Source organism: Pseudomonadota bacterium, assembly GCA_039028935.1.
Classification (GTDB): domain Bacteria; phylum Pseudomonadota; class Gammaproteobacteria; order Steroidobacterales; family SZUA-146; genus SZUA-146.
This window is the reverse complement of record JBCCHD010000011.1, coordinates 31,804-52,362: the sequence shown is the minus strand read 5'-3', so window position 1 is coordinate 52,362 and position 20,559 is coordinate 31,804. Positions and strand designations below refer to the sequence as shown.

Annotated in this window: 18 protein-coding genes and 1 tRNA gene; 8 read left to right on the top strand and 11 right to left on the bottom strand. The window is 55.9% G+C overall.

What is annotated here, in order from left to right; translation table 11 throughout:
• The first annotated feature begins 10 nt into the window (after positions 1–10).
• From AAF465_07425 to AAF465_07415, 3 genes are all read left to right on the top strand, one after another.
• Positions 11–1,063 carry a mechanosensitive ion channel domain-containing protein gene (locus AAF465_07425; protein MEM7082549.1) on the top strand — a complete coding sequence of 351 codons (1,053 nt, stop codon included), beginning with the start codon at positions 11–13 and terminating at the stop codon, positions 1,061–1,063.
• A gap of 82 nt (positions 1,064–1,145) precedes the next feature.
• Positions 1,146–1,222 (top strand) — tRNA-Met (locus AAF465_07420).
• 255 nt (positions 1,223–1,477) lie between these two features.
• The gene (locus tag AAF465_07415) at positions 1,478–2,017 is read left to right on the top strand and encodes a hypothetical protein (protein MEM7082548.1); all 540 of its coding nucleotides are present in this window, start codon (positions 1,478–1,480) and stop codon (positions 2,015–2,017) included.
• A gap of 440 nt (positions 2,018–2,457) precedes the next feature.
• Here the strand turns inward: AAF465_07415 and AAF465_07410 are convergent, their stop codons facing one another.
• The 6 genes from AAF465_07410 to AAF465_07385 are packed head-to-tail and all read right to left on the bottom strand — an operon-like array spanning position 2,458 to position 9,132.
• Positions 2,458–3,765: a DUF58 domain-containing protein gene (locus AAF465_07410; protein MEM7082547.1), complete on the bottom strand. Its 1,308-nt coding sequence runs from the start codon at positions 3,763–3,765 to the stop codon at positions 2,458–2,460.
• Positions 3,762–4,733 (bottom strand): MoxR family ATPase, encoded by a 972-nt coding sequence (locus tag AAF465_07405; GenBank protein ID MEM7082546.1) that lies wholly within the window; start codon positions 4,731–4,733, stop codon positions 3,762–3,764. The genes AAF465_07410 and AAF465_07405 overlap by 4 nt, the downstream gene beginning before the upstream one ends.
• Positions 4,718–5,989, bottom strand: a complete 1,272-nt coding sequence (locus AAF465_07400; protein ID MEM7082545.1) for a DUF4350 domain-containing protein — start codon at positions 5,987–5,989, stop codon at positions 4,718–4,720. Before AAF465_07400 ends, AAF465_07405 begins: the two co-directional genes overlap by 16 nt.
• Entirely contained in the window at positions 5,979–7,508 is a 1,530-nt protein-coding gene (locus AAF465_07395) for a hypothetical protein (protein ID MEM7082544.1), read from the bottom strand. Before AAF465_07395 ends, AAF465_07400 begins: the two co-directional genes overlap by 11 nt.
• On the bottom strand, positions 7,505–8,449 hold the full coding sequence (locus AAF465_07390; GenBank protein ID MEM7082543.1) for a stage II sporulation protein M: 945 nt from the start codon (positions 8,447–8,449) through the stop codon (positions 7,505–7,507). The genes AAF465_07395 and AAF465_07390 overlap by 4 nt, the downstream gene beginning before the upstream one ends.
• Entirely contained in the window at positions 8,446–9,132 is a 687-nt protein-coding gene (locus AAF465_07385; protein MEM7082542.1) for an RDD family protein, read from the bottom strand. Before AAF465_07385 ends, AAF465_07390 begins: the two co-directional genes overlap by 4 nt.
• 759 nt (positions 9,133–9,891) lie before the next feature.
• Between AAF465_07385 and AAF465_07380 the strand changes: the two genes are divergently transcribed.
• From AAF465_07380 to AAF465_07370, 3 genes are all read left to right on the top strand, one after another.
• A complete protein-coding gene (locus tag AAF465_07380; protein MEM7082541.1) occupies positions 9,892–10,146 on the top strand; it encodes a hypothetical protein in 255 nt (84 codons plus the stop codon).
• 157 nt (positions 10,147–10,303) lie between these two features.
• Positions 10,304–11,650: a sigma 54-interacting transcriptional regulator gene (locus AAF465_07375; protein ID MEM7082540.1), complete on the top strand. Its 1,347-nt coding sequence runs from the start codon at positions 10,304–10,306 to the stop codon at positions 11,648–11,650.
• 282 nt (positions 11,651–11,932) lie between these two features.
• Positions 11,933–12,739 (top strand): OmpA family protein, encoded by an 807-nt coding sequence (locus AAF465_07370; protein ID MEM7082539.1) that lies wholly within the window; start codon positions 11,933–11,935, stop codon positions 12,737–12,739.
• 146 nt (positions 12,740–12,885) lie between these two features.
• Here the strand turns inward: AAF465_07370 and AAF465_07365 are convergent, their stop codons facing one another.
• The 5 genes from AAF465_07365 to AAF465_07345 form a co-directional block, all read right to left on the bottom strand.
• Positions 12,886–13,542 carry a hypothetical protein gene (locus AAF465_07365; GenBank protein ID MEM7082538.1) on the bottom strand — a complete coding sequence of 219 codons (657 nt, stop codon included), beginning with the start codon at positions 13,540–13,542 and terminating at the stop codon, positions 12,886–12,888.
• A gap of 199 nt (positions 13,543–13,741) precedes the next feature.
• Entirely contained in the window at positions 13,742–15,505 is a 1,764-nt protein-coding gene (gene aceK, locus AAF465_07360) for a bifunctional isocitrate dehydrogenase kinase/phosphatase (GenBank protein MEM7082537.1), read from the bottom strand.
• Positions 15,506–16,792 (bottom strand): NADP-dependent isocitrate dehydrogenase, encoded by a 1,287-nt coding sequence (gene icd / locus AAF465_07355; protein ID MEM7082536.1) that lies wholly within the window; start codon positions 16,790–16,792, stop codon positions 15,506–15,508.
• Positions 16,793–17,120: 328 nt separating this feature from the next.
• Entirely contained in the window at positions 17,121–17,573 is a 453-nt protein-coding gene (locus AAF465_07350; GenBank protein ID MEM7082535.1) for a thioesterase family protein, read from the bottom strand.
• A gap of 2 nt (positions 17,574–17,575) precedes the next feature.
• Entirely contained in the window at positions 17,576–17,839 is a 264-nt protein-coding gene (locus AAF465_07345) for a hypothetical protein (protein ID MEM7082534.1), read from the bottom strand.
• A gap of 373 nt (positions 17,840–18,212) precedes the next feature.
• On the opposite strand from AAF465_07345, the gene AAF465_07340 reads away from it, so the two are divergent.
• Both AAF465_07340 and AAF465_07335 read left to right on the top strand, forming a co-directional pair.
• Positions 18,213–19,607, top strand: a complete 1,395-nt coding sequence (locus AAF465_07340) for a sensor histidine kinase (GenBank protein ID MEM7082533.1) — start codon at positions 18,213–18,215, stop codon at positions 19,605–19,607.
• A gap of 18 nt (positions 19,608–19,625) precedes the next feature.
• Positions 19,626–20,276, top strand: a complete 651-nt coding sequence (locus AAF465_07335; protein ID MEM7082532.1) for a response regulator transcription factor — start codon at positions 19,626–19,628, stop codon at positions 20,274–20,276.
• Positions 20,277–20,559: the final 283 nt, after the last annotated feature.

The window sequence follows — 20,559 nt, the reverse complement described above, 5'->3', positions numbered from 1 at the left end:
AGGATTCCACGTGGACGCAGTGTTCATTGGCCTTAAGACCGTGGTGTACGGCGGCATTGTGCTGGCGGGCGCGTACTTCGTGCACAAAATGCTCACCGGCCGATTGGTCGAACCGGCCGGACGCAACTATCGCGTTCAGCTTATGAATCTTGGCATTGCGCTCGCCACGATCATTGTGTTGCTAATCGTTCTGCCCTTTAACGACACGCTACGCGGGCAACTTCTGAGTCTCACCGGTATTTTGCTGAGTGCCGTGATCGCGCTGTCCTCGACAACTTTTGTGGGTAACGTGATGGCCGGCGCCATGTTGCGCTCAATCAAATGCTGCTCACCTGGAGACTATGTGCATATCGGCGAATACTTCGGCCGTATTTCGGAAATGGACTTGCTGCATGTCGAAGTACAAACCGAAGACCGAGATTTGGTCACGTTACCAAACCTGTATACGGTGACCAATCCCATGCGGGTGTTGCGAACGTCGGGTACGCTCGTGAGCGCCACACTGTCGCTGGGTTACGATGTTGATCGAAAAACGATTGAGAAAAACCTCATTATCGCCGCCGAGGCGGCGGGCCTGGAAAAACCGTTTGTGCACATCAAAGAGCTCGGCGATTTCTCCGTGGTTTATCGCATTAGCGGCGTGCTCAGGGACCTCAACATTCTACTGTCCACCCGCTCCAGGCTGCGCGCTAAAGTCATGGATCAGCTACACGAAGCGGGCATCGAGATCGTCTCGCCGACGTTTATGAATCAGCGCCAGTACCGCACCGAACGTACGTTTATGCCAGCCAAAGTGTTTGGTCAACAAGTCGAGCTCGAAGAGCGCGCATCCGACTCGGTGGTGTTTGATAAGGCAGCCAAAGCCGAATCACTCAAAGAAGTCAAAGACCGACACGCCAAAATCGTGGAACATATTCGCGAGCTTGAGGCCATGAAAAAAAATGCCTCCAAAGAGGCGGTTATTCAAGAGCTGCAGGAGCGCATCGACAGGCAGGTGGCCCAGGCATTGCGCTGGGAGCAAGTCATTGTCAAACGCGAGGAAAAACTGCACAGCGAAGACTAAAAAGGCGCGCGGTTGGCTTGACAGCCGACAGCAGAGTGCGCAGAATCGCATGTCCCAAGGGGCCGCCCGGCCCACACAAAATGGCTATGTAGCTCAGCTGGTTAGAGCGCGGGACTCATAATCTCGAGGTCGGTGGTTCAAGTCCACCCATAGCCACCATTTCAGTATTCATCAGATTGATTGTCGACCGCAAGCGCCACGCACCACCGCGTGTATAGCGAGCGCGTGATAGCGTTAAGGCGGCGCACACGCACCAACGTCTATCCACACATCGCCATGGCTGCTGTAAACTCGACAGCGAGGATAGGCGTAATATTTTACGTGCTCACCGGGTCATTGTGGATGTCCGTGTGATTTCTAAGCCGAACGGTTGGTCGGCGGGTCCCTACAAGCGAGGAGTTCGACATGGGTTTCATGAGTCGGAAAGGAGTCAAACTGCTGGCTATCTTGTTCATTTCGTCAGCGAGCGTCGCATGGGCGTTCACCGCCGAAGAGTCCGCATCCGATGAAATGACCGTCGCCAAAATGGCGGCGATTATCGGCCAAATCGATGAAGACGCCCAAGCCGGCACTAATCGCATCACGTTTGCGGTCGGCGAGCGCGAGTTGGTGCTCGTATATGACGAATCGGCTGATCGCATGCGTTTGATGGTGCCAATTGCTAAGGCTTCTGATCTGAGCGATGAGGCGCTGATGCGACTCATGCAGGCAAATTTCGACAGTGCGCTCGATGCACGCTATGCCGTTGCGCAGGGCATTGTCTGGGGAGCCTTTATTCATCCATTGAGTTCGCTCACTGAAAAGGATTTTCTGCTCGGCATCTATCAGACGGTGAGCGTCGCTGAGACCTTTGGCTCGTCGTACTCGTCGGGCATTATGATGTTTGGCGGTGGCGACAGTGGCGAGTTGGATAAAAAGAAACTGCTCGATCGATTAAAAGACCTCGCGACCTAATCGCGATCGGCCGTCGTCTCTCGAACGGATTCAGGCGTTGTGTATAGAGCTGGTCATTGGCGCTTCTTCGCTACCAAGAAATGGCACGAGGGTCGAGACACGACATGTCGCTCCACTCAACACACTCCCAACGGGCATGGTATGCGGAACCTGACTCCGGAAATGGATGTTGAGTCCGAAGAGGTCTAGTACGTGAAGCGTCGAGCAGTGGCGGCACTCACTTTTGTGTTAGGGGGGAGTGAGGTGTTCTTGATCGGCGTCGACAATACCGATTCGTAAAATGAAGATCCCGATGAGGAAAAAACATCAGTCACAGAGTGGGCGAACTGTTTTTGAGTGGGTAGCGTAGGTTCTGTGCGAGGCCCTGTGCCGCGTTAGCCAGAGCGAATGACACGGCACATCGGGTACTACCTCGCGACCAATCCAGTCTATGAGTGGCGCTAAAGAATGCCGGCGCGTTTGATTGCCATGTACTGATCGGTGAGAACGCTGGGCAATGAGCCACAGTCCGTGTCATGCATATACACACCACGTTGACTAATTCCCGAGCGCGCCGCGCGGCGCCGAATCACGTAGTCCTGGGTCGCGGCAAAGTTGAGCGCCTCATCAAAGTCGGTGACCGGTTGGTCGAGCACGTCGGCAATGGCATTTTCGGTCAGGCTTGCCACGACCACCAAATGCCGCTGTTTGAGCAAACGGATGGCTTGATGCAAGTCATGCGTGTCTTCGTCTCGAACGTTGGTCACCAACACGACGAGTGCGCGACGGCGTTGTCGTTTGGCTAACTCCGTCGCGGCGTGAAGATAATCGGTGGCTTCTGGTCGGGGCTGCATATCAAAAAGATTGCGACTCAGTGTGCTAATCGTAGAGCGTCCTTTGCGCGCGGGCAGCCATTTGGGGTCGGGTTCACACGTCATGTAGCCCACCGCATCGCCCTGGCGCAAGGCGATGTAACCCAGCAGCATGACCGTGTTGAGGACATGATCGAAATGACTCAGATCTCCGTCTCGTGCGAGCATACGCCGCCCACTGTCCAGGAGGAATATAACTTGTTGGTCACGTTCTTCTTGAAAGTCCTTGCTGATGAGCTTTTGCGCTCGGGCCGTTGCCTTCCAATCCATCTGACGAAACGTATCGCCGATACGGTATTCACGCAGCTGATGAAAATCGAGGCCCTCACCCCGTCGCTGAGCGAAGTGCGAGGCCGCCAGTGACTGCAGCGAATCGGCGCCCTGTAGCGCGTATTTGCTCACAGCGGTGAAATTTGGGAAGACGTTCGTGAGGTGCGGTTCGCCAAGATCGAGCCGCGTGCTCCAAAAGCCCCATGGTGAATAACGGCGGATTTGCGCTCGATCAAATTTGTGTTGCCCACGTTCCGTCGGGCGTACCGAATAGCGAACCTCGCGTTGCTCTTCCGCACGCAGCATGAGCGTGGTGAGTTTGGCATCACTTTGAAACGAAGCCGGGTGGTGGTCGATCACATCGATCTTTTCCGTGCTGCGGCCGGGGTTGGTGATGACGACGTGCACTTTGTGCCACGCGCCGAGCGACAGCGTGTCGCTGGCCACGCGCTCGACCTTGAGTGCTCGAGGCTGGAGCAGCGATGCCATCGCGTCGAAACTGGCTGCGAGTATCACGAACGCCGCAATGGAGGACCAGGCGGCCATGGCAACGGGTTGCCAGAGCGTGACAAAGCCGATGACGAGCACAATCGCCACCAACCAGATCAACCGACGGGTTGGATTCACGTGCGCGGCGCCTCGATGGTGGCCAGCAGTTCGGTGAGCATCGTGTCGGTGTTGATGCCTTCGATCTCCATTTCAGGGGCGAGAATAACGCGATGCCGAAGGGCTGGCAGTGTGACGCGTTTGATGTCGTCGGGCGTGACAAAGTCCCGTTCATCGATAAACGCACTGGCACGCGCCGCGCGCAACAGTGCGATGCTGCCTCTTGGTCCACAGCCAACACTGAAGCCCTGCCAGGTGCGAGTGGCCTGTGCGATTTGTACTGCATACCCATGTACTGCCGCGTCGATGGCTACGCCCGCGGCGTGTTGCTGAAGCGCCAGCAGGTCCTCGGCATTGAGTACCTTTTCGACCCGGCTCAAATCAAAGTCGTGTCCAATGGCATTATCGAGCACGCTTTGCGTGAGCGCGGTTTCTTCTTCCAGACTCGGGTAGTCGATTAACACTTTGCATAGGAACCGATCAAGCTGTGCTTCAGGGAGCGGATAGGTGCCTTCGCTTTCGATCGGGTTTTGCGTGGCCAAGACAATAAAGGGCGGTGGCAAAACAAACGACTTACCCTCGATCGTCACCTGTCGTTCTTGCATTGCTTCAAGCAGCGAGGCCTGAGTTTTGGCCGGCGCGCGGTTGATTTCGTCTCCCAAAAGAAGATTGGTAAAGATGGGTCCTTTACGAATTTTGAACGTGCTGCTTTGGCTGTCGAACATCGCGTGACCCGTCACGTCGCTGGGCATCAGGTCGGGCGTGAACTGGATACGGCCAAACTGCACGTCGAGCGCTTTGGAGAATGCTCGCGCCAACAGGGTTTTACCTAGACCAGGTACGCCCTCAAGTAGGGCGTGACCACCCGCCACAATAGTGATGAGCACTTCCTCGATTACGCGGTCCTGACCGATCACGGCTTGCTTGACTGCGGCCACCACGTTTGCGGTTGGGTTGTTATTCGATGAACTGTCTAGAGTCGTTTCCATAGTGATTGAATCGCTTTTATTTGTTCGAGAAATTGGGGTTTAGAAAACTGTTCGGTATCGCGCATGGCAAACACCCACAGATCGTAGTCGCGGTCGAGCAGGGTTTTTAGCTGCTGGTCGGCCTGTGTTTTGTTCAGGGCGTGGAGTCTTGGGAAGCGGGCCAATGCACGATCTCTCAGTGCCGATTGCGCGGCCCTCAACAGCTCTGTTCGATGATTCTGCTGCCATAAGAATCGACCGCTCGCACTCAGATGCTCATTAAACTCGCGACGCTTTAAACTGGGATTGGGTAACACACGTCCCAGGCGTTGGCCTGCCCACCAGAAAAACAGTATCGTGCCGAGCGCAAACCACATAATCAGATGCGCACCATTGCTCCACACTCGCTCCCAAAAACTGGTGCTCATGATGGTTTGTACGAACCAGACTTTGCCAGGGTCACGCGTCTGTGTCAGAAGCGCTAAAGAGAGCAAGGCATTGTCCCCGCGATAGAAATTGGCGTTACGGAACGTGGATAAATCGCTGACTAAACTCACGCTGCCAAGTCCATAGCGAAAGCCCAGTGCGTAGGTTCGTTGGTCTACGCCACCTTCTGACCGTTCTCGCTCAATATCCATGGTCCAGATCGTGTCACGATTGCTATACAGATCGTCGTCAATCGGGAAATCGGCCGCGAATTCGCCAATTGACTGATCGTTGATGCGTGCCGTGTAAAGGTAGCGTGCCGCTTCCGGATCGAATGGGGTGTCGGTTTCGGTATCGACTTCCTCGAAGTTCTCAAAATCAAACGCGGGCGTGTCCGATTCAGGCGTCTCGTCATCGAGGCTTTCGTCGTTTTCCTCGCCGTTGTCGACCGGGTCGTTGTCCTCGACGTCTTCAGACACGATGTTGAAGTACTCGAGCACCGTACCGTCTGTGTCATAAGGAAAGGGCAGCATAAGATGACCGCCGCTGCTCACCCAACTCGCTAACCGACGGGTGTTTAGTTCAGACAGATACAGCGCCGCAAAGCCCAGTACGAGTGTGTCGCCCGAGTCGGGGAGCTGATACTGTGGATTGAGTGTCGACAGCGGTTGGCTGGCAATCTCATAGCGTTCCAGAAAACGACCAATTCCATAAAACGAATTGGCGTCCACGACCGTGTTGGGTGGGCCGCGTTCGTCCACATCCACGCGCTCGAAGTTGTGCAGAAACCAGGCGCTAGCACCGGCGAACACCAGCACCGCCAATGCGGCAAACAGCAGCTTACTGCGCACGTGCTGCTCCCTGAGTCGGCCTGATGTCTGATAAGTCGGACCATCGGTCGCATAACTCATTCACCTGCGTATCGGCAGGAAGTCGCTTGCCGTAGGCCAAGAGACGCCACTGTCGTGTGATGTCCGAAAAGTACTGGCTCACCGTGCTGCTGGCGTTCGCGCACACAAGCTGCAGGCAATCTTCTTCTGTCGCGTGATCGCCGATGATGAATTGGTGGCGACTAGTGAGGTACGACAATGCGCTGCGGTACAGATAACTCAAGCTTTCTCGATGGAGGCCTTCATCCCAAAGGCGTCGCACCACCGACGGCACATCGGCGTCGGGCACGAAGACTTCGGGTTCCGCTATCGTCTCTACCTCACCTTGGGGCGCGGCGACCTTACGCACTCGCTGTTTACCAAACAGTCGATGCCGTTCGCGATACAACCAGATCACCAAGCCCAATACGACAATTGCGGCAATGACATACTTCAGAACACTGGCTAACAGCAGCACAAATCCACCGATTTCGGCCCAGGACTCGTCGATTTCGTTTTCGTCATCGATCTCGTCGGACTCACGGGCTTTCGGACGCCATTTTTTGCCGGTAATCGGTTCGCCAAACTCGTCACCCGCGTATATTTTGTCGGCCGCTTCACGCGCAGCCTCGGCCGTGGGCAGCGTTGGACTGTCGACCGCGCTCTGTGCTGTTGCTGGACTGGGTGAGATCAGTACGGTCAGCGCAACCAACGCGATCATCGGGATGACACGATGCAGTCGTTCGGCCAATCGGCGAAACGACAGCTCAATATCCCAGGCTTCTAAGTGCGTGCGTCGATTTAAATACAGCGCAAAACCCGCACCGACGAAAAACATTTCGAAGATGCCGCTGAACAGGTAGAAAAACGCAAACTGTAACCACAGCTCGATGCCAGTGGCGGTTTGTTCAGCTTCGATCATCGCATCCCAAAAAGACGCCGAATCGCTGCCCACGACGGGCGCTGGACTGAACCACTGCGCGAGCTGATAGGCGGCGACGACGACGAGCACCGAACTCAGCAGGTAGAACAAAATCGTCAATACCATTGATGCGCCGTAGTCTCGAGAGACCAGCGTTCGAATGCGCTTTCCACTGTTACTGGCCGAGCCTTCAAGCTGATAAACCGGAAGCGCAAAGGTACGCACGGCACTTAATCGCAAATAGGTTAGGTGACGCCACGCGCCGAACGAAAACGGCAGTTTGAACCACAGGCTGATCAGGTTCGGCGTCGATACACGGTCGCTGAACAGGCGTTGACTTAAATAATCGAGCAACACGCGGTCAAACGCTGGCTTGAGAAACCAAAAAAGCAGTACAGCCAAACTCACATCACCTAACCAGTGGCCAACCCCAATGCACAGGGCGAACCATGGCAGTGTGGAAATGAGCCAGCGTCTCGATAAGGGGAGGAGGTCGCGCTGCACGAGGCGAAAGCCCAAATCGATCGCTTCCCAACCACTGCGCGGTCGAATAACGGCCGTGGAATCAGACAGCTTCATGCGCGCGGTTCGCCCCGACCGGCGAACAGGAGATAGCCGATCACCAACACCCACAGCGCCGTGCCAACCCCATATTTTACGTTGTTGGGTATCAGCGCGCTCGGCGACCAAAACGCTTCAATGGCCGCGGCGATGACCAGCATGAGTACAAAGCCATACAGCATCGGACTGATGTCGACTGCCGCCTGTCGTAGCGCCTCCCCGCGCCGTCGTTGACCCGGTAGCAACATAGCAAAGCCTAATTTCATGCCGGTTGCGCCGGCCAGCACAATGGCAGTGAGTTCGAAACTGCCGTGGCCAATGACGAATGACCAAAACGTATCGCCATAGCCAGAAGACGCGATCAGGCCCGCTGCGGCGCCGATGTTGATGCCGTTGAACAGTAAGATATAAATCGCCCCGATACCCAACACTAGGCCAGATGCAAAGGTGCGCAAGGCGATGCTGACATTGTTCCAGATGTAGTAGCCAAACATAATGACGTCATCGGCTGCGGTTCGATCGTTTTCTTGATGCGTTTCGCTGTACATCTGCGTGTATTGTTCGGCAGTGGCCGTGTCGATGATCGAGTACGCGAAACTGGGGTCTTTGAGGATGGTTAATACAATCCAAATGAGCGGTCCGAAAAACAGGATCGCGGACGCCAGCACGTAGTAGCGGTTGTCGCGCACACAGCGTGGAAAATCGCGCACAAATACTTTGCTCAGGTCGGTCGCGGAATCGTTGCGGCCTGCGTACAGCCGATCATGCCCGCGCAATGCAATGTGATTCAGCCGCTGCTGCAAAGCGGGGCTGTAGTTGCGCAATTTGGCCAAGGACAGATGGTGGCAAATAGTGCGGTAGCTGGCGGGCAAGTCGGCATCCGCACCACCCGCCTCCAGTGACAATTCAAACGCCGTCCACAGGCGCTCATAGCGTCGAATAAACTCATTCTGCTTCACGATTGCGCACCATTGAGCCAACGCGCATGGGCGCGCAATCGATCACGAATGTCGGCGGGGGAGCCCTCCATCACGTCGCTGAGTTGCCCGGCCAGCTCGACCGCGCGTTCGTCGGTGAGCGTGTCGAGCCGTTCCGCGTAAAGCAGTACCGCGCGGTGATCGGCGGCTTTTAACGCCAGAGGCAGCCGTTCCTCTCTATCGAACTCCAGTGGGCGTGTTGACGAGAGGGGCGCGTCGTACGCCACGACCGTGTCCGCCACGATGTCGCCGAGGCGTTTGAATCGCGGCGAGAACATCATCGAGCCGATGCCAAGCAGATAGGCGAAGGGTAAGAAGTCCACCACACGCAAAAGATTGCGCAGTACCGATGCCGTGAGTCGCACCGGCGACCCGTTGGTGCGCATAACGCGCAGTCCGAGCAGTTTCTTTCCCGGTGTTTGGCCGTTGAAAACCACTTCGAATACCACGTTGTAAAGCCAATACAAGGCGAACGAAACAAGAAAGAAGAGGGCGAAGCCGACCTCGCCGAAGATCCAAACAAACAGCAGATAGCCCACCCACCACACGATGAGGCGAATAAAAAAATCGAGCACCCACGCGACACTGCGCGGTAAGAGGCCCGCGGGTGTGAGCGAGAGCTCGATGCCCTCGGGTGTTTGGACTTGAATACGGGTGTCTAGCATGCGGCCTATGGATGGGCACCGCCGACCATCGGCAGCGTGTTCTTTAGTCTTGATGGTAGCAGAACTGGCCCACTTGGTCGGGTGCAAAAACGTGGAAAGCGGGCTTTCTTGAGGCAGATCGGGCGCAATACGGAGGGTGCTCGGACTGCCTATGGAGCCGGGTTTGGTCGATTTGGATCCGCTCCTGGGCCATGGTCGGCTCCGTAATCCAGACACCGCTTTTTGAGTGCGCCGATCCGATTCGTCAACGGCGATTGGCGGTGGGTGCCACACGATCCGGTGAGCGTGGTCATTTGACGCAGTGCCTTGGGCTGGCGACTGCACACGAGCGGTCGATGAGAAGGGGCGGCGATGGCCCATGCGCATCGTGAAACGCAATCGTTGCAGAGGAGGCCTATACGTCCGCTCGGCCGCGAGGCGGCCGGGTCTCAGGGTCAATACTCAGGTTAAAAGGCCAACATAAATCGCTGTAATAATTAACAAAAGCTATATTTTTCCGCGCCTTATTGACGCGGTAGGCGCCGACGGCTGTTGCCGTTCCGCCCCATCCCAAATCGATATCGAAACAGTACGTTAATCACAAGCGGCTGCGGAGCGTAGCGTCGGGGCCGCGATAAAGGCATTGTTTTGGACCTGCCATTTTCCATAACCTTCTGAATTTTATGAAAAAGTGGACTCTGGCATAGATCTTGGACTGATTGGAACGAGCCCGTTTTGGGCTCGTTTTCATCAACGCCACTTGGGCGTTAAGGAGAGATCATGAAAAAGCAGTTCCTGACAATACCAACCAGTTTGTTGTTAACCGGCGCCGTATGGCCAGTAGTGACGACGGCAGGGGAAGCGGATACCACACCGCTCGATCGCAATCAGGATGGCCTCATCTCGATTGCAGAAGCCGATGCGGATGCGTATCTCGCGGAACATTTTGCCGCGCTCGATACTAACGGCGATGGTCAACTCGACAAAAAAGAGCTTGCTGCTAAGCACGCCGGACGCGAGAACAGCGAAGACTGACTAACGATGTTTGGGGGATGACGACAGCGACGGCTGTCGTCATGCCACCACCAACAGGAGAGTGGTAGTTATGACAGGTCGAGCATATAGTGGCGGAGTGTTAGGCAACGCGGCAAACAAGGCGGCGCATAGCCCCTCGGTGTCCCTTTTGAAACCCATGAAAGAACTAAGCGGGCGAGTCCTTCTGGTCGATGACGACCCAGGCTTGCTCAAACTGTTGAGTTATCGGCTGCGATCGGCCGGTTTTGAGGTCAAGGCGGTCGATTCGGGTAAGGCCGCACTGGACGCGCTTGATTCGTATCAGCCGCGCTTGGTGATCAGCGACCTTCGTATGGACGGCATGGACGGCATGGCGCTGTTCGACAGCATTCATGCCCAGCGTCCTGCCCTGCCGGTCATTATTCTCACCGCACACGGCACGATTCCGGATGCGGTGGACGCAACGCGTCGTGGGCTATTCGGATTTTTAACGAAACCGTTTGATAGCGATCAGCTGCTCGATTGCGTACGTCGTGCCGTGTCGCTCAATGCGACCGCCGCCGATCCGCTGGATTCGGATGAATGGCAAAAAGACATCATTACACGCAGCCCGCAAATGCTCGCGTTGCTCGAGCGTGCACGTCTGGCCGCGCGTACGCCAACGCCGGTCTTTATTCGCGGTGACAGCGGTACGGGTAAAGAACTGCTGGCCAACGCCATTCATAATGCCAGTGATCGCAAAGATCAGCCGTTTGTGCCGATCAACTGCACGGCGATACCTGAAAACCTGCTTGAGTCTGAATTGTTCGGACACACAAAGGGCGCCTTTACCGGGGCCAACGAGGCGCGCGCCGGATTGTTTCGCGCGGCCAATGGCGGCACGTTGTTTTTGGACGAAATCGGCGACATGTCGATGGCATTCCAAGGCAAGCTGTTGCGTGCGCTGCAGGAAAAAGAAATCCGTCCAGTCGGCAGCAATCAATCGGTATCGGTCGATGTGCGCGTGATTTCCGCTACCCATCGTGATCTCGATGCAGCGGTCGCGGCCGGCGAATTTCGTGAGGACCTCTTTTACCGGCTTAAAGTGGTCGATCTGGAGTTGCCGCCGCTGAGTCAACGACGTGAAGACATCGCGCTGCTCGCCGCGCATTTTTTAGATCGAATCCGCGAGTCCTACGAGACTCCGGTGACCGGCTTTGCGCCAAAAGCGATGGAAACCTTGCTCGAGGCGAGCTGGCCCGGCAATGTGCGTCAGCTTCAAAATGTGGTGGAGCAAACCGCCGCATTGTCCACCACGCCTGTGATTCCACAAACGCTTGTGCAGGCGGCACTACACGAAGACGACATTGGGTTTACCACGCTAACCGAGGCGCGAAATCGCTTCGAACGGCAGTATTTGGTTCGCCTGCTGCGTGCAACACGCGGCAACGTGAGCCGCGCCGCGCGATTAGCCGGACGTGATCGCAGCAAGTTTTATCAGCTGCTGCGTCGCCATCACGTCGATCCAGCGCAGTTTCGGGAGTGACCGTACCGCCGTGCATTCGCTAAACTCGCCAATAAATGGCCGCATTGATTGCGGCCATTTTTTTTGCGTGTTGCCTTATCGGGTTTGCCCAAGCACTCCCTCTTTTGTGCGCGTCACCAACGGTACGTGCGTACGTCGACATCTCATTCGCGACGGTGTGTGACGATTCGCGGTGCCTTAATTCGTCACAGTTGTCCGGCGCTTCGTCATTTGCTGCCTCATCATCGCCTCAAACCGTTGTTTAACTGTACGCACTGAATTTGAGCGAACAGGAGATCTGATATGACGTACTCAAAACTATGGCTGGCGACAATCGCCATCAGCTTTATGGTCGGTGCACCAAGCGCACTGGCTGATGAACATCGCAACGCCTCAAAAAGTGAAGCGGTGGGTGTCGGTACCGGGGCGGTGATCGGCGGTGCGGTCGGTGGGCCGGTCGGCGCGATTATTGGTGCGGCAATTGGTGGTCATTATGGCCATACGGTCAATGAATCAAACGAACAGATGGCGCGTGCCGATGATGCGTTAGACCAGCTTGCGAGTAGTCGTCGACAGCTCGATCAAACATTGACAGAGCAGGAGCGACTCGACCTTGAGCTGTTAGCGGCTCACGATGAACTCGATGCGCTCAACGCGCGAATTGAAACACTCTTTGTCGAGCGAGCGCTGGTCGATGGATTGCAGTTTGATGTGCATTTTGACACGGACCAGTCCACGTTGTCCGACGATGATCGCCAGCGGCTAGTGCGACTATCGGCGTTAATCAAAGCGCTGCCTGACGCCGAGATCGCGGTGCATGGTTTCGCGGACAGTCGCGGCGATGATGCGCACAACGAAGTGCTGTCGATGGATCGGGCGTATACGGTTGCCGACACGCTCAACGCGTTAGGCATTCCCGGTGAGCAGATTTCAACGGCGGCCTCGGGCGAGAGCCAAGCCACCTACAGCGGCGAGAATACAGACGCCTACTCGCACGATCGACGCGTCAGTATTCGTCTTGATATACCCGAAAAAACCAACGTCGATGTCAAAACCATCGCAGAGAAACGCCTATCGAGTGTTGCGGAACGCACCACAGGTGGCCAGTAACGAAAAAAGCGGCTGCTCTCGCAGCCGCTTTGGACGTGTTGATGTCCCCAGCGCGCCAAGGACGGCGCGCATTTTTTTGCCCCGTTCGATCACACGTTGTGCGGCGCTTCCTTTACGCCGTTCAGGTGCTGGGCACGCCTCGTGATCTAGGGAATGGCGGCGATCAAATCGTTGTCACCCAGGTCGTACAGGGCGTCTTCGGACCATTCACCTTTCGCACAAAACCCTTCGGCGTCGGCGCGACCGACGAACTGGGGAATTTCAATGCCGCCAGGGGTCTGGCCGTCGAGCGCATTGGGTCGCGCACGGTACTGCACGTAGCCGCCAACGGCATACTGACCGCTTTTATACTGATCGAGTGTCGAGTTGTTTTGTGTGATGCGGCCCGACAACCAGATGCGGCGTTCAGCGCTGTCGATCCGTACACAGGCCATCTCACCACTCACATCCATCTTCCCGCCGTCTTCAAAGGAGTAAAATCGAAATCGTCCGTACCCCGACTGATCAGACAGAACCGAGCCTTCCATGGTGAACGTGTAGTTCACACCGTTATCGCTTTCAAAGGTGCCTTTGCCAAACGAGCTTGCAATCGTGTCCTCGAGTCGCGCTTTGTCTTCCTCAGTCAGGACGCCCAATGCCTTTGGCGGGCTGGCCGGTGCTGCCGCGGTTTCGGGTGCCACGGCCGCGGCGGCCTCAGTGACGGACTGCTTGCTTTCGGCGTCGGCCGGCGGGGCCTCTTCCTTGGCGCAGCCGGTGAGGGCGAGGGTAAAGCTCAATGCCAATAACGATAAAGCGTGGCGCATGGGTCTATCTCCATTTTATTCTGTGTGCCGCAACGGCGAAAAGTCGCTAGTTTAAAGAGCCAGATGCCCGAAGGAAAGGCCGGCATGACCACAAAGGGTGTATTTAACCGTTGTTATCCGACGCTCTGGCACGTGGCGGGTCGGTCGTTTCGATGCAGTGCAGTATCCGGTTGGCCCCGGTCGCTCGACGTCTTGCCGATTAACTGGGCGTCAGCCCGTGAGTGCTGGCGTCGGGTTTGCGCGGCACGTACGGCAGGATGTCGATCACTTCACCGGCCAGATGACGCGCTTTGAGTTCATTCCAATAGGCTGCGGTCAAAATGTCACCGTGGTGGGCCACCAGTACCGCCATCAGATCGTCATCGAGCCCCAGAAATTCGGGGAACTGTTCTGGGAAGACGTCAGACTCGCCGACATAAAACCACGCGCCGGCATTCATCTCCTCCTCGTGGGTGCGCGCTTTCGGAATGTCGCGGAAATGGCACTCGGTGACTAGGCACAGTTCGTCATAGTCGTAAAAAATCACGCGCCCGTGGCGAGTAACACCAAAGTTTTTGAGCAACAGATCGCCGGGGAAAATATTCGATGCCGCCAGATCTCGCAGCGCGTGGCCATAATCGATTACGGCTCGGCGGGCGGTTTCGCGATCAACTTCGCGCAAGTACTGATTGAGCGGCCGGATTTTGCGTTCCACATACAGATGATCGATTACCACATCATCGCCTTCGAGTCGCACCGTGTTTTCCGTTTCGTCGAGCAGCTCCTGGAGCAGCGCTGGGTCGAATTGATTCTTATGGAACTTCAAATGCTGGAATTCTTGTGCGTCGATCAGCCGTCCGGCGCGGTCGCGTTTGAACACGAGTTTGTACGCGTCAATGACGTCTTTGCGTACGGTGGTTTTCGGAAAGGCAAATTTGTCGCGAATCACCTTAAACACGACCGGGTAGTTGGGTAGCGAAAACACCACCATCACCATGCCGCGGTCAAAGGCGGCATCTTCAAATCGATCGGTGCTCGATTGCAGATGCATAAACATATCGCGGTAGCGCTCGGTCTTGCCCTGTTTAGCGCGCCCCAATAGCGTGTAGATTTCGCTGAGCGGTTTGCGTGGCAAAACCGACTTGATGAAGGCGACAGCGTCGCGCACAACGTCCAAGTCCACATGGATATACGATCGCGAAAAACTAAAAATGATGCTCACATCATCTTCGTCGGTGATCACGGCGTCGATGATATTGCCTCTGTCCGTGTTTTTAATCGCGATCACCAATGGCAATAGATAGTCGCTGCCATGAATGCGCCCAACAAGGTACGCGCGGTTGTCGCGATAAAATACCTGCTTGATGACGTCGAGCGATTCCAATGAAAAATTGCCGCCTGCGTTGATACAGGCGTGATTGAGTTCCGCCGCGACTTGGTTGCTCGCTTCGATGATGTCCCGAAACTCGCCCAGTTGCACGTAGTCGCTCAACACACGGTTGGCCATTTTCCACATGGAGCCTTGGTTGGTGTACGAGCGATAGCCGCCATATTCACGCTGGTGGCCCAGTGGTGTTTCGTCCCGGGCGGCAAACTCAACGGCCGGATTGACGCCGACTATGTCCAGAACGCGTCGCGAGATAGAACTAAAGAACGTGCGCGTAAATTCGGCGTCAAGGTAAGGACTAATGAGTTCTTCGTAATGCGCTTTGATGTGTGACCACGTGTCGACGGATGTCGCGTGCGCGCCCAGTCTTTCGTGCAGCTGCGCTACCGCCTGGTCGACACAGTGGCCGTAAATTTCGATCCGCTGCACCGCGTCGCGACGGGAGCCGTGCTGATCGCGCTCAAGAAACCGAATGCGCGCGCGCTGTGTGATGGCATGAAAATACAGGTTGTAACGCGAGAACGCCGTGTAGATGTACGCGGCGCACTCGCGTGCCAGGGCACTAGAAAGCGTGCGGTCTGGCCCTGCCTCATTCACCTACATTTTCTCGATCATGGCGTCCGCGAACTCGCTGCATTTTACTTCGGTTGCGTCGTCCATGAGGCGCGCAAAGTCGTACGTGACGGTGCGCGTCGCGATGGTATCGTTCATCGCATTGATGATTTTATCCGCGGCTTCTTTCCACCCCATGTAGCGCAGCATCATTTCGCCCGACAAGATTAGAGAACCAGGGTTGACCTTGTCCAAGTTGGCGTACTTGGGCGCTGTGCCGTGCGTGGCTTCGAACACCGCATGTCCGGAGTCGTAATTGATGTTGCCGCCCGGCGCGATGCCAATGCCGCCCACTTGCGCGGCCAACGCATCGGACAGGTAGTCGCCATTGAGGTTCATCGTGGCAATCACGTCAAATTCGGTAGGGCGAGTGAGTACCTGTTGAAGGGTGATGTCCGCAATCACGTCTTTCACCAGGATTTTGCCGTCGGCGAGCGCGGCGGATTGCTCTGCATTGGCGGCGTCTTTACCTTTCTCTGCAGCCGTTGCATCGTATTGATCCCAGCTGTAGGTGTGATCGGCAAATTCTTCTGCCGCAACTTGATAGCCCCAATTGCGAAAGGCGCCCTCGGTGAACTTCATGATGTTGCCTTTGTGTACGAGCGTCAGGCTTTTACGGTCATTGTCGATCGCGTAACGCAGCGCGGCACGAATCAGGCGGCTGGTGCCTTCTTCTGACACGGGCTTGATGCCGATGCCCGAGGTGAGCGGAAAACGAATCTTGCTGTATTCCTTCGGAAAGTGCTCTTTGAAGAGGTTTAAAAACTGGCGATTGGTGTCGGAGCCGGATTCGAATTCGACGCCCGCATAGATGTCTTCGGTGTTTTCTCGGAAGATCACCATGTCGACCTCGTTGGGTTTGCGCACCGGCGACGGCACGCCAGCAAACCAGCGCACCGGTCGTAGGCAGACATAGAGATCAAGGAGCTGGCGCAGTGCGACGTTTAAGGAGCGGATGCCACCCCCGATCGGTGTGGTTAGGGGTCCTTTGATCGACACCAGATAGTCGCGGCAGGCCTGCACGGTTTCGTCCGGTAACCAGGAATTGAAGTTGTCATTGGCTTTTTGGCCGGCATAAATTTCCATCCAATGAATCTTGCGCGCGCCCCCGTAAGCGGTGTCGACAGCGGCGTCGAGTACGCGCACGGCCGCCCGCCAGATATCCGGGCCGGTACCGTCGCCTTCAATAAAGGGCACGATCGGGTTGTCGGGCACGACCAGTCGGCCGTTCTCAAGCGTAATTTTCTGTCCATCGGATGGGATGTTGATCATGGTGTACCTCAGAAGAAAAAGAATGCTGTGCGACCGGACGTCGCAGCGATAGCGCCATAATACCGCTGCGCACCGGGCGGACGCCAGCCGGTTTCCTCCCGCACGTGCACGGACACGGCGGCTGTTTCAGGTCGGCAATGAGCCCGGGCGGTGTTTTCGCCGGCGAAACGGTCGTTGCCAAACGCCGGTCGTGTCAAAGTGGCTGGCGCGCGGTGCCGGCATCGACCGATAAACGGATCGCACCGCGCTGCGCGATCGCACTTGATCCAACGGATTCAAAGATCCGCTCGACCCGTCGTGTCGTCGGGGCGATAGACCCCCGGGCGCGCTAGCTTTTTTCGAGGGCCTCGATGCTCGCGACGACGCTGTCCGGCAAATCGCAGCGCTTACCGTTGGCGTAGTCATAGCAGACGATTTTGCCCGTGCCACAGGCGGCGAGCCGCGCTTGACCATCGGCGGAGAAAAACAAGCCGTAGTCCATGGTTAGCCAATCGCGATCGAGGTGGCTAACGCGCGTGCCAATTTGGAGCGCCTGCGGATACGTCAGCGGTTTTAGAAAATGGCACTCGGTGTGCGCCAAAATCGGGCCGATCTGATCGTTGTCGCCGGGCGAGCTGAAGTGGATGCGTTCGAAGTAAGCCATTCGAGCCTGCTCAAAGAGCCGAAAAAACAGGGTGTTGTTCAGATGCTGATAGGCATCCATGTCCCCCCAGCGGACGTGGTCGCTGACCACCACGGGTAGCGCCTCTAGGGTCAGATTGAACAGCGCTGGTCGAGCCATCGTCAATTTTCGCCGACGCCGTCGCGATCAACAGCTCGGTAGATCACAGCCGGTGCGTCACCAATGCGAGAAAACGCGTGCCGTTGGCCAATGGTGGCCAATACACGGTCGCGTTCTTGGGCGGTGGCGTACCAGCGTGTGGTCTCCCAGTCTGCGCCCATCAGCGCGTCAAAGCCGTCGTGGGCTTTGAGTGAGGCGCGAATGCCATAACGGCGATCGCTCGAAGCACAAATACGGGAAGGGTCGAAATTCTCAGAGGAGGGCATAGTGGGGGTTCCTGTGTAACTACCCGATAAATCGCGTGAATTTTGCGATAAAAAACAAAAAAAGAGCTAAAAACAAGGGTATACCCGGAGGGCAAACGCTGGCCTGCATGCTTAGAATCAACCATTAGCTCCTATCAGTGTTTGGATTAATCGAAGCGATTAGTCGGATGACAGTATAAAACCGCAGAACGTGGAGGAAAAGCGAGGGGTCATAGCCATTGATCGGGTGGACAGCACGCGAATTTCATCGCAAGCTCATCTTTCCGAGGTAACGTCGATCTACACAGGCCAGTTGGTCACGTGGTCGGTTTGCTACAGGCACACACTCAATACGAAGAGTGAGCACAATGGATATGTACAGCGGGAAAAACCCTTGCTGAATCTGCTTTCTGTTGTTTCCGATCCGATTGTCGTGATCAGCGATACGGGAACGATACGATACGTTAACGATGCCATGCTCAGTTTGCTGCGCATCGATACTTTTTCTGAGAACCGTAATATTCGCCGCTACTTATCGGCGGAAACGTACGCGGCACTCATGAACGTCGGTCTTCCTGAAGCGCGCAATAACGTGTATCGCGTGCCGGTTGAGCTCATCGATGCGCGCCATCAGGGCCATCGCACCGAAGCGCGGCTCGTGAGTCTCGGCGATAGCAATGAGTTTGCCGGGTGCTACGCGTTATTGCTGGATGATCGACCGTTTGTTGTGCACCGCGCCTATGGCGGGGACAGTAGCGACTTACCGCTGCGTGTGCGAGTTCGTGAGCACGGCGCGGGGTTGCTGATTCGATTTGACGGTGGTGGGGTCATTAGGGAAATCGATGACCCCGGACGATTGATGACTGGATGTGCCGAGCCCGCCCAACTGGGGCGTGTGGTCTGGTCATTATCGGGTTGGTCTGAACAGGCTGAGTTTGAAAGGGAACTAAAACGCTGTATGCAATCGCTGGCGAGCACGGAAAAGCAATACATGCCCGGTCGTTTGAATCATTCAAACGGTGAGAGCGTGTGGATGGAGCTCTGTTTGTCCAAGCAGGACAACGACTACCTCATTGAAGGATACGACGTGACGTCGCGCGTCGTCTCCGAACTCAGCCGTCAACAGTACACCGAGCGATTAGCGAGGCTCTCTCGCAAGCTCATTCGCGCTCAAGAATCCGAACGTCGGCGCATCGCACAAGAACTGCACGACCAGATCGGTCAACTTCTCACCGCCTTACGACTCGGTTTGCACGGCGTTCGGCATAGTGCCGAGACCGACGATATTCGTTCGCGACTCGATGTCTCGATGGATACCGTCGACAAAGTCTTGGCGCATTTGCGATCGCTGTCATTGGACTTACGCCCGGCGATGCTCGAAGACCTGGGTCTTCCGGCGGCACTCAACTGGTTTGGGGCACGGCAGTCGGAGCTGACGGGCCTGCGTGTGGAAGTCTTTGCCCAGGAGCTGGAGCAGCGTTTGCCTAGCATCGTCGAAGTCGAGTGTTTTCGAATTGTTCAGGAGGCTGTGGCCAACGCTATGCGTCACAGTCAGTCAGAAGAAATACACATCTCGATGAGCCATCGTAACGATACGTTGGAACTCGTGGTGGAGGATTTTGGCGTCGGTTTCGATGCGCAAAAGGTGTTGCGGTCGGCTTCGGGCGAAAGCAGCGTCGGGCTAGAAAACATGCAGCAGCGAGTCGCGCTGGTGGGTGGTGAGTTCAATTTGGACTCAATTGAAGGACGCGGATGCCGAGTCCGCATAAGGATACCAACAAACCAATAATTGGAAGAGGTCAAGGAAATGTCAGTAACAGTTTTACTTGCAGAAGATCATGCCATGGTTCGATCCGGATTGAAGTCACTACTAGCGGATACACCGCATATTGAGGTGGTGGGCGAAGCGAGCAACGGTCGTCAGGCGCTACAGTTTGTGCGACAAACACCGGTTGATGTGGTGGTGATGGACATTACGATGCCAGGTCTGAACGGTCTTGAGGCGACGTCCCGGCTCAGTAAATCGCATCCGGATGTGAAGGTGCTCATGCTGTCGATGTTTGCAAATGAAGAACACATTGTGCAGGCGTTGAGACATGGTGCCTGTGGATATCTGGTCAAAGATGCGGCGGCCTCCGAGCTCGAGCTGGCGATCAATACCGTCGCACGTGGCGATCGCTATCTGGGCAACAATATCGACGCGATGCGCGTCTTGCGACATCTCGAGTCGCCAGGTGGCGGCACCAGCTCGCTCGATCGACTCACGCCTCGCCAACGCGAAATATTGCAACTGGTTGTTGAGGGCAATAAGACGCGTGAAATCGCCGATATGCTTGCGGTGAGTGTCAAAACGGTCGAAACGCATCGGGCTCAACTGATGGATCGGCTCGGCATACGCGATGTCGCCGGTTTAGTGAAGTATTCGATACGCGTGGGATTGCTGTCGGCGCACAGTTAACGGGCCCTCACGCCCACCGAATCAATACCGGTTTGCGCATTTGGCTCTGGGGACTTTTTCCCAGTTCTCCAAAGGAGTTTTAACTGACTGTAAAATAAACAAATTGATACCTTAAGAAGGGGAATCTATTCCCAAACAAATCAAACGCTGTCATTTAACGTTTGCGCTTTTACACTGCAATTAAGAAGCATTCTCATGTGATGTTTCTGTTGTGGAGAGGCGTCGCAAGGAGCGACGTCGGGTTCAAGGCGAATCGCTAAGCACGGGTTGCGACGCGAGCGAA